This window comes from Streptomyces ureilyticus (assembly GCF_011045025.1).
Taxonomy (GTDB): Bacteria; Actinomycetota; Actinomycetes; order Streptomycetales; family Streptomycetaceae; genus Streptomyces; species Streptomyces ureilyticus.
The window spans coordinates 1-8,093 of sequence record NZ_JAAKZX010000322.1 but is presented as its reverse complement, the minus strand read 5'-3'; the positions used below and the strand labels follow the sequence as shown (position 1 = coordinate 8,093).

Sequence of the window (8,093 nt, the reverse complement as noted above, 5' to 3'; positions counted from 1 at the left end):
CCCCCATGACGCCGTCCCCCCCACTCCCAGCTCACCGACCCGCTCATCGGGCCTAACTGGAAAGGAAGTTACGGACGCGGCCTCGTGGTCGGCGTCCCGCCAGGGAGCTCACCTGGGAAGTAGCTCTCAGGTATTACGGGTATCACCGGGCGGCCAGACCGGAGTGGCTGCTGTGCTCATATCCGGACTGACCGGTCACCGTTCGCCACCGCCCGCCACAGCCGGACAGCCCCATGTCGGCCCACGTCAAGGGGCTGGTACCGTCCGGCCAACGTTCGAACAGCGCTGAGAGGTTGGAGCATGCCGGAGGACGACGCAGCCCGCATAGCCGCGGAACCGGACGCCGTCGCTGCCCGGACCGCAGCCGAGGAGGAGTCGGCTTTCTCGCATCCGCCTGTCGATCCAGACACCACCGCCGCGTACGGCGACCATCCCGACCAGGTGATCGACTTCTACGCCCCGCGTGGGGGCGAGGAGTCGGCCCCGTTCGTCGTCGTACTGCACGGGGGCGCCTGGCGGGCCGCGTACGACCGTCGGCACATCACCCCGTTCGTGGACTTCCTGGCTCGGCGCGGGTTCGCGGTGGCCAATGTCGAGTACCGGCGGGGCGGTGCCGAGGCGAGGGAGGGCGATGACGGTTCCGTCGCGGGGCGTTGGCCGGACACCTTCGACGACGTCGCGGCGGCGCTCGACGCGCTCCCCGGTCTCGTACGGGAGGCCCTGCCGCAGGCCGATGCGCGCCGTACGGTGATCACCGGGCACTCGGCGGGCGGGCAGCTCGCCCTGTGGGCCGCCGCCCGGCATCTGCTGCCGGAGGACGCACCCTGGCGGACGGAGCGGCCGGCGCCGTTGCGCGGTGTCGTCGCGCTCGCTCCGATCGCGGACTTCGCCGTCGCCGAGAAGCTGGACGTGTGCGCCGGCGCGGTTCTTCAACTCCTGGGCGGGGAAGGGCAGTTTGCCGAACGGCAGCCGTACGCCGATCCCGCTCTCCTCCTGCCCACCGGAATCGCCACGACCCTGGTACAGGGCCGGACCGATGTCGTCGTGCCCCAGGCCGTCGCCGAGTCGTACGCGGACGCGGCGGCGAAGGCCGGAGAGGTGGTGGGGCTCACGCTCCTCGATGACGTGGGGCACTTCCCGCTGATCGATCCGGCTGCGGACGCGTGCGCGGTGGTGGCGGAGGAGATCGCGCAGCTGGGCTGGTGAGCCGGTGGTCGATGGTGGATGTCACCGGGCGTGGGTGTGCCTGCTGCGGGCGGCGTCGCACTGAGCGGTACGCGGATCCTCGCGGTGCTCGGGCCGGCGTTGGTACCGGGGGGGCTCCTCGAAGCAGAGCCCCCGTACCAACGGTTGGAGTCAAGAGGAGGTTTTCCCTGCCCTCCGGTAGTTGCTGTAGAAGGTTGCCGCTGCCGTAGCGACGCCGACGACCACGAAGGTGGTCACATGGGTTAGTGACAACACGGGGTCGTCGTAGACGAGGGCGCGGACAGGAACCGATACGCAGACTGCCACCGTTCCCCACCCGAGTCCAGCTAAGATCGTTCTCCTGCCTGCTGCTGATTTACCCATGGCCAGGCCCTGCCACCTTTCTGCTGTCAGAGCGTCAACTGACCCAATTCCACTGAATGGCCGGGACCAAACGAACTGCGTCTAACGCCGCAGCTGGTCCTCGATGGTGTCGAAGATGTCGGCATCCGTCTCACGCTGCCACTCGGGCAGGTCGGCGTAATCAGCGACGTATCCGGGCTTCGGGTCTTCGATGTGCCGGTACACCTGGGCGATCCAGCAGGTGGCGATGAAGTGGCCGCGCTGCTCGCGGGTGAGCTTTCGCGTCATTCCGCCGCTGATCTCGATGAACTGGCGTACCTGTTCGTACACCGCCGCAGCCGCCGCCCTCTCCCAGTCCGGAGTGTCGTCCCAGGGGGTGATGTAGCTGGGCTTGGGCTCGCCGGGGTAGTGCTTGGTGACTCCCGCGATCCAGGCTTCTCGGAAGACGCGGCCGTTGTCGTTGCTCAAGTTGCTTCCCTCTCGGCTGAGATCAGCCCCGGCCAAGCCCGTCGTCATCGACGGCGAAGAGATCAAGAGGTGCCCCGGCTGCTCCTGCCTGGTGATCTGGGAGGACAAGACCGCTCGGTGCGTTCACTGCCAGACGCCATTGGCCGCCAACCAGCCCGAGGTGGCGCAGGAGGTCAGCGGACCGTAGCGAACTGCCGTCCGATGCCGGAGCCGTGTCGCCCGGCACCGGATGGTGCATCACCTCGCTCGCTCCTTCCCGAAGCAGCGGGCGAGACGCGACGACATCAATCCGGAACCCGAGAAAAGAAAGCAGGAGAAGCGATGGCGCACCTAGAGCAACAGACCGCGCTGGCGACCCAGATCGGCAGCCGCATCTTCACGGACGAACCGCAATACCACGTACCGGAGTTGGCCGAGCGTTTCGCCTACAAGAAGGATCCCGGCTCCAGCGACACCCACCACCAGTACGACACCATCCGCGTCTGAACCTGGGCGGGATGGTCCGGGGTGCTGCTCGCGCCCCGGACCGTCCCGCCCGTGATCCTGGGAGAGACCGTGTTGAAACTGCAGATCAACCCGCCGAGCCTGGATGGGTCTTGGACCTGGAACGGGAGCCGCCTCGAGTCCGGCCGGTCATGGATCGAACCCCTCGCCCACCCCGCCCTGGACTGCCTCACCGCGGCCGATCGCTCGACGGGGGGCCACATTCATCACCGTCCGTGAACTCCTTCCGGACCGGGAGGACCACGGGCGACGGGCAGTGGTCGAACTGCCGACGGCCGGGTAGCACCGTCTCCTGGACGAAGCCCGCCGATGGCCGCTCGACTTCGCCACTGTGGAGGCCACCAGGACCGGCCAGGTATCCCTCAGTGCCGGAATCCGCGGCACCGCACCCGTCTACCTCACCGCCAACAACGGGATCCTGTACGGCTCGTGGAACATGGCCGCCGCCGCCCGCCGCCTACCAACCGTGAACCTGGACGTCGTGGAAACCACCCGTCTGCTGGGCCTGTGGTTCCGCTACACCCACCGCACCTGCTTCACCGGTCTGTACCGGCTCACCGAGCGGGCCGCCGCCACCTTCGACGGCGGCTCTCTCTCCTTCCGGATGCCCGAGGCAGCCCGCCACTCGACCGCCCGCGAACTCCGGCCGGACGCCGACGTACTGGCCGCCTACGAGCAACTGTTGGACGGAGTCCTGGACCGGCATGTCTTCGACCCGGACACCACCACAGCGCACCTGTCTGGCGGCATGGACTCCGCCGTCACCGGCACCCACGCCTCGCTCCGTTACCCCGGCCGCATCCTGGCCTCCGCCATGCTGTTGCCCGGCCCCGGCGGAGTGCAGCAACGCCGACGCCGCCAGGAGATGATCCGCCGTGCCAACTTCCGCGCGGACGTGACCATGAACGCTGGTGCCCTCGCACCCCTGCACCCCACCGGACGCCGGGCGCTCGGCGGCTTCGTCAACCCGTACGAGGAGTCGTACCACGAGGCGACCGCCGCCCTGGTGGAAGCGCTCACCGCTCACGGCGTCCGCACGGTGATCACCGGTATCGGTGGTGACGAAATGCTGGCACTGACCCCAACCGAGGCCCCACACCTGCCAGTCGGCCCCGCTCACCAGACCACACCCTGGCTCGGTCCCGTGGCCCGCGAAGTTCTCCTCGACGCCGAAGCCGACACCGCCCCGCCCACGGTCGTCAACGAAATGACTCTGCTGGCGCTGGCCTCCGCCGCGCCGCTTCTGCTGGACGCGGGGATCTGGCCCATCCACCCCTTCGCCGACCCAGCCATGATCCGCTTCGGTGAATGGCTGCCCCGCGACTGGCGCTCGGACAAGACCCTGCACCGCAGCCGGCTCACCCACCTCGGCCTGTCCGAAGACGTGGTGCGACCCCGGCTCCCGGAGAACTTCACCCACGTCATGTACAAGGCCCTGCGCGACCACATCCCGGCGCACGCCGACCGCATCCTGAAGGATGGCTCTCCGCTCATCGACGCCAAGCTGATCGACCCCGACACCTTCGCCGAAGCCGTCCGCCGCATCCGCGAGGGCACCACCTGGAGACGGACGACCGGCTCGCCGACGTCATCACCGCCGACCTCGCAGCCCGCAACACCCGCTCGTGACCAGCCCTGGAGAGACATCGTGTATGTCATGCGACCGGCCACAGCAACCGATGTTCCCGCCTACGCCACTCTGATCCGCGACCGTGCCGCATGGATGGTCCGGCGCGGTCTGGAGGGCGGCGAGGAGCTGCCGGACCGTGCCGACCAGATCGCCGCCCAAGCCGCCGACGACCAGTCTCCGGTCTGGGCCATGACCGATGTCGATGGGCGCCTGATCGGCTGCACCAGCCTGTACGAGGAGACCCCACACTGGGGCTGGACCGACGCCGAGCGTGCCGAACCGGCGCTCTTCCTCGCCACCACCTTCACCGACCCGGCCCGCAGAGCCGAACGCCCGGGTGCACTGATCGCCTGGTGGGCACTCGGACACGCGGCCCGCACAGACAAGGAGTGGGTACGGCGCGGCTGCGGGCACCTGGGCCTGGTCCGCTACTACCGGGACGTTCAGGGCTTCGCACTCGTCCACGCCACCGAACGTCATGGACATCCCGCCTACCTCCTGGCCCGCAAGGCCGAAGATCTCGCCGACTTGCCCATCCAGACAGAAACACGTCCGATCGCCGAGCCAAGGTAGGTACGCGTACTCAAGCCGCAGCCGCTCCCCCACGACATGGTTGACCTCAACAGCCCACGCAACACCGTGTCGCATCAAAGGAGTTCGGAAATGGCTGCCTCTTCGCGTTCCCTGTCCCAGGCCCTTCGCCACCACCTGGTGAACCCTGCCGCTCTCGGCTATCTGGCCATCGTGGCCGCCGTCGGCGTCTGGGTCGGGGTGGACGCGCTCTTCGTCGAGCACGCGGATGCCAGTCTTGCGGGCGTCTGGCTGTTCGTCGTCACCGCTCCGACCTCGTTCCTGTTCTTGGCCCTTCCTGGCGCGCTGCCCTTCATCGGAGTCGCTGTCGGAGCTGTCGCCCAGGCGTCCGTACTCGGCGCCGCGTACCGCTGGTTCCGTAACCGGCCCGCGCAGCGTGCCGGCATCAGCAACGCCTGACGCACCATCGATTTCGAACACGGCTATGCGCACAGCCACAGGCCAGCGGCGGAGCCACACACGGATGCGGCCCCGCCGTACCTGCAGGCGCAGGCAGTACGACTCAGCCCACCACCCCCGCCAACACCCTCACCGCCCTCTCCACATCCCCGAACCCCACATACAACGGCGTGAAGCCAAAGCGCAGGATGTCCGGTTCGCGGAAGTCGCCGACCACGCCCTGGGCGATCAGGCGGCGCATCACCTCGCGCGCGTCATCGCAGCGCAGAGCCACCTGACTGCCCCGGTCCGCATGGGCCGACGGTGTCACCGACTCCACGCGGCCCTCGGGGACGTACGCCGCTACGCACTCCAGGAAGAAGTCCGTGAGCGCGAGGGACTTGGCGCGGACCGTTGCGATCGAGACCCCCTCCCACACCTCCAGGGCCGCCTCCAGCGCCAGCATGGAGAGGATGTCGGGGGTGCCGACGCGGCCGCGCGGCGCGCCCCCCGCCGGTTCGTACTCCGACCGCATGCCGAAGGGGTCTACGTGGGAGTTCCAGCCGGGCAGCGGCGAGTCGAAGCGGTCCTGGAGGTCTCGGCGTACGTACAGGAAGGCAGGTGAACCGGGGCCGCCGTTCAGGTACTTGTACGTGCAGCCGACCGCCAGGTCCACGCCGTGCTCGTCGAGGCCCACCGGCAGGGCGCCCGCGCTGTGGCACAGGTCCCAGACGGCGACCGCTCCCGCCTCGTGGATCGCGGACGTCAGGGACGGGAGGTCGTGCAGGCGGCCCGTGCGGTAGTCGACGTGGTTCAGCAGCACCGCCGCCGTACGCGGGCCGAGTGCCGGCCGTATGTCACCGGGGGCCACCGCACGCACCGTACAGCCGGTCATACGGGCCGCCGACTCGGCGATGTAGCCATCCGTGGGGAACGTCGTGGCATCCACCACGATCTCGTCCCGGCCTTCCCCGGCCAGCCGCACCGCCCCGACAACCGCCTTGAAGACGTTGACGCTTGTCGAGTCGCCCACCACGATCTGCCCGGCCGCCGCGCCCACCAGCGGAGCGATCCGGTCGCCGATCCGTTCGGGCGCCGTCCACCAGCCGCTCTCTTCCCAGGAGCGGATCCGGAGTTCGCCCCACTGGCGCCGTACGACGTCCTCGACCCGGCCGGGCACGGCGGCCGGGAGCGCGCCGAGCGAGTTCCCGTCCAGGTACACCACGTCGTCGAGTACGAACTGCGTGCGCAGCTTGGCGAGTTCATCGGCCGCGTCCAACTCCACAGCCCTCATGCTCAGTTCAGACATAGGACCGCGCCGTCCACAGCTCGGGGAACACGTTCTTCCGCGCCCGTTTCTCCAGCCAGGCCACGCCTGCCGAACCTCCGGTGCCGGCCTTCGCGCCCATCGCGCGCCGGGTCGCGACCAGATGGTCGTTGCGCCATCGCCACACCAGCTCGGCGACGTCGGTCAACGCCTCGCCGAGACGAGCCGGTTCGGAGGTGTCGTCGCCCGCGTACAGGGCCGCCCACACCTGCTCGACCTCGGGCGACGGCTCGTACCTGAGCGAGACGTCGCGTTCGAGTACGGCGGCGGGAATCGCGTGCCCGCGCCGGGCCAGGAGCCTCAACACCTCGTCGTACAGGCTCGGTTCATGCAGTGCCTTCTCCAGCTCGGCGTGCACGCGGGGTGCGCCCCGGTGCGGTACGAGCATGGACGAGGACTTCTCGCCGAGCAGGAACTCCATCCGCCGGTACATCGCGGACTGGAAGCCGGAGCCTTCCCCGAGGGCGTTGCGGTACGAGTTGAACTGGGCCGGGGTCAGCTGGCCGAGGGGCTTCCAGGAGGCGTTCAGCGCCTCCAGCTCCCGTACGGACCGCTTCAGCGCCGCCACGGCGACCGGCACGTCGTCCTCGCGCAGCGCGTTCGTCGCGGTCTCCCACTCGTGGACGATGACCGTGAACCACAGCTCCATCACCTGGGTCGTGACCAGGAAGACCATCTCTCCGGGATCGTCGGAGAGGGTGTGCTGGAGGTGGGTGAGCACATCCGCCTGTACGTAGTCCTCGTACGGGGTCGTGCCGTGGAAGTCGAGATGCGGGGTCTCGGGCTCTGCAGCCTCGTGGGACATCGCTGTCTCCTGTTGTGTACTCCGGGTAGCGGTCCGCCCCTGCCGTTTTCGACACGGGGGCCCCGGTCCCCACTCCGCATCTTGCGCAGTCGTTTCCCCGGATCGCAAGGGCGACCTGGTCACACCGGGCCGGGCACCCGCTCCTCCGGGAACATCGCCGGTACAGCGAACACACAGCTTGTGAGGAGTGTGTGTTGACTCCCATCTCACCTGCGGACGTTCATTTCGGCTTCTAGGTTGGGCATTTGGAGTTGAACGTTCGACATGGGGGGAACCGTGACGAACTCTGCCTCAGGCGCATGTGAAGGCGCCGGGAACGAGAGCACGACCGAGAGCACGACCGAGACCGACAGCAGCGGCATAGCCGAGAGCGACCCGGTGTTCGTCGACTCCAGTGGGCGTCGGCCCCGCTGGGTCCGCCGTGTCGGGTGGGGTATGGGCGGCATCTGCGTCACGTACTGCCTGACGCTCGGGCTGAGCCTCGCCGGGGCGGCACCCTTCGCTCCCGAGACGCTGATGCCGCTACGCGACCCGGACCGCGAAGCGTCCATCGGCGCCGCCGAGGGGCGGGGCCAGGACGCGCCGGAGTCCAGCAGGAGTAGGCGTAACGATTCAGCAGGGTCCGAGGCGGTGGCTCCCTCGACCGGCCGGCCAAGCCCGACGCCGACGCCCGAGGGAGCCGCGGAAGAGCCGGCCGGCGGCAACAACCCCGCCCCGGACCGGCCCGCTCCCGACCGCCCGATGACGCCCACGACACCGCCCGCCGCCGGGCCGCCCGCCGGCAACGAGAACCCGGACGCCCCGGACGAGAACGACCCGGGCGAAGACCCGAATGACCCCAC

The 8,093-nt window shown here is 69.0% G+C and carries 8 protein-coding genes; 5 read left to right on the top strand and 3 right to left on the bottom strand.

Annotation, left to right across the window (positions count from 1 at the left end; all coding sequences use genetic code 11):
• The first annotated feature begins 300 nt into the window (after positions 1-300).
• Complete coding sequence (locus G6048_RS45350; protein WP_165345463.1) at positions 301-1,206, top strand: alpha/beta hydrolase family protein; 906 nt, start codon at positions 301-303, stop codon at positions 1,204-1,206.
• Positions 1,207-1,650: 444 nt separating this feature from the next.
• Here G6048_RS45350 and G6048_RS45345 read toward each other — a convergent pair whose 3' ends face one another.
• Positions 1,651-2,016: a hypothetical protein gene (locus G6048_RS45345; RefSeq protein ID WP_408056238.1), complete on the bottom strand. Its 366-nt coding sequence runs from the start codon at positions 2,014-2,016 to the stop codon at positions 1,651-1,653.
• Positions 2,017-2,337: 321 nt separating this feature from the next.
• On the opposite strand from G6048_RS45345, the gene G6048_RS45340 reads away from it, so the two are divergent.
• The 3 genes from G6048_RS45340 (at position 2,338) to G6048_RS45330 (ending at position 5,140) form a co-directional block, all read left to right on the top strand.
• The gene (locus tag G6048_RS45340; RefSeq protein ID WP_165345461.1) at positions 2,338-2,502 is read left to right on the top strand and encodes a hypothetical protein; all 165 of its coding nucleotides are present in this window, start codon (positions 2,338-2,340) and stop codon (positions 2,500-2,502) included.
• Positions 2,503-2,851: 349 nt separating this feature from the next.
• Positions 2,852-4,723, top strand: a complete 1,872-nt coding sequence (locus tag G6048_RS49025; RefSeq protein WP_206342936.1) for a hypothetical protein — start codon at positions 2,852-2,854, stop codon at positions 4,721-4,723.
• 90 nt (positions 4,724-4,813) lie between these two features.
• Positions 4,814-5,140: an SCO4225 family membrane protein gene (locus G6048_RS45330; RefSeq protein ID WP_165345460.1), complete on the top strand. Its 327-nt coding sequence runs from the start codon at positions 4,814-4,816 to the stop codon at positions 5,138-5,140.
• A gap of 103 nt (positions 5,141-5,243) precedes the next feature.
• On the opposite strand, the gene kynU is transcribed toward G6048_RS45330, so the two are convergent.
• Positions 5,244-6,428 (bottom strand): kynureninase, encoded by a 1,185-nt coding sequence (gene kynU / locus G6048_RS45325; RefSeq protein WP_165345459.1) that lies wholly within the window; start codon positions 6,426-6,428, stop codon positions 5,244-5,246.
• The gene (locus tag G6048_RS45320) at positions 6,421-7,251 is read right to left on the bottom strand and encodes a tryptophan 2,3-dioxygenase family protein (protein WP_165345458.1); all 831 of its coding nucleotides are present in this window, start codon (positions 7,249-7,251) and stop codon (positions 6,421-6,423) included. The genes kynU and G6048_RS45320 overlap by 8 nt, the downstream gene beginning before the upstream one ends.
• A 276-nt stretch (positions 7,252-7,527) precedes the next feature.
• Here G6048_RS45320 and G6048_RS45315 point away from each other — a divergent pair.
• Positions 7,528-8,093 (top strand): hypothetical protein (locus tag G6048_RS45315; RefSeq protein ID WP_165345457.1); only part of this gene is annotated, 566 nt, incomplete at its 3' end.

What these genes read in the sequence shown, in the direction of transcription:
- G6048_RS45350 (WP_165345463.1), top strand. Translation starts at nt 301, where the DNA reads ATGCCGGAGGACGACGCAGCCCGCATAGCCGCGGAACCGGACGCCGTC.
- G6048_RS45340 (WP_165345461.1), top strand. Translation starts at nt 2,338, where the DNA reads ATGGCGCACCTAGAGCAACAGACCGCGCTGGCGACCCAGATCGGCAGC.
- G6048_RS45330 (WP_165345460.1), top strand. Translation starts at nt 4,814, where the DNA reads ATGGCTGCCTCTTCGCGTTCCCTGTCCCAGGCCCTTCGCCACCACCTG.
- kynU (WP_165345459.1), bottom strand. Translation starts at nt 6,428, where the DNA reads ATGTCTGAACTGAGCATGAGGGCTGTGGAGTTGGACGCGGCCGATGAA.
- G6048_RS45320 (WP_165345458.1), bottom strand. Translation starts at nt 7,251, where the DNA reads ATGTCCCACGAGGCTGCAGAGCCCGAGACCCCGCATCTCGACTTCCAC.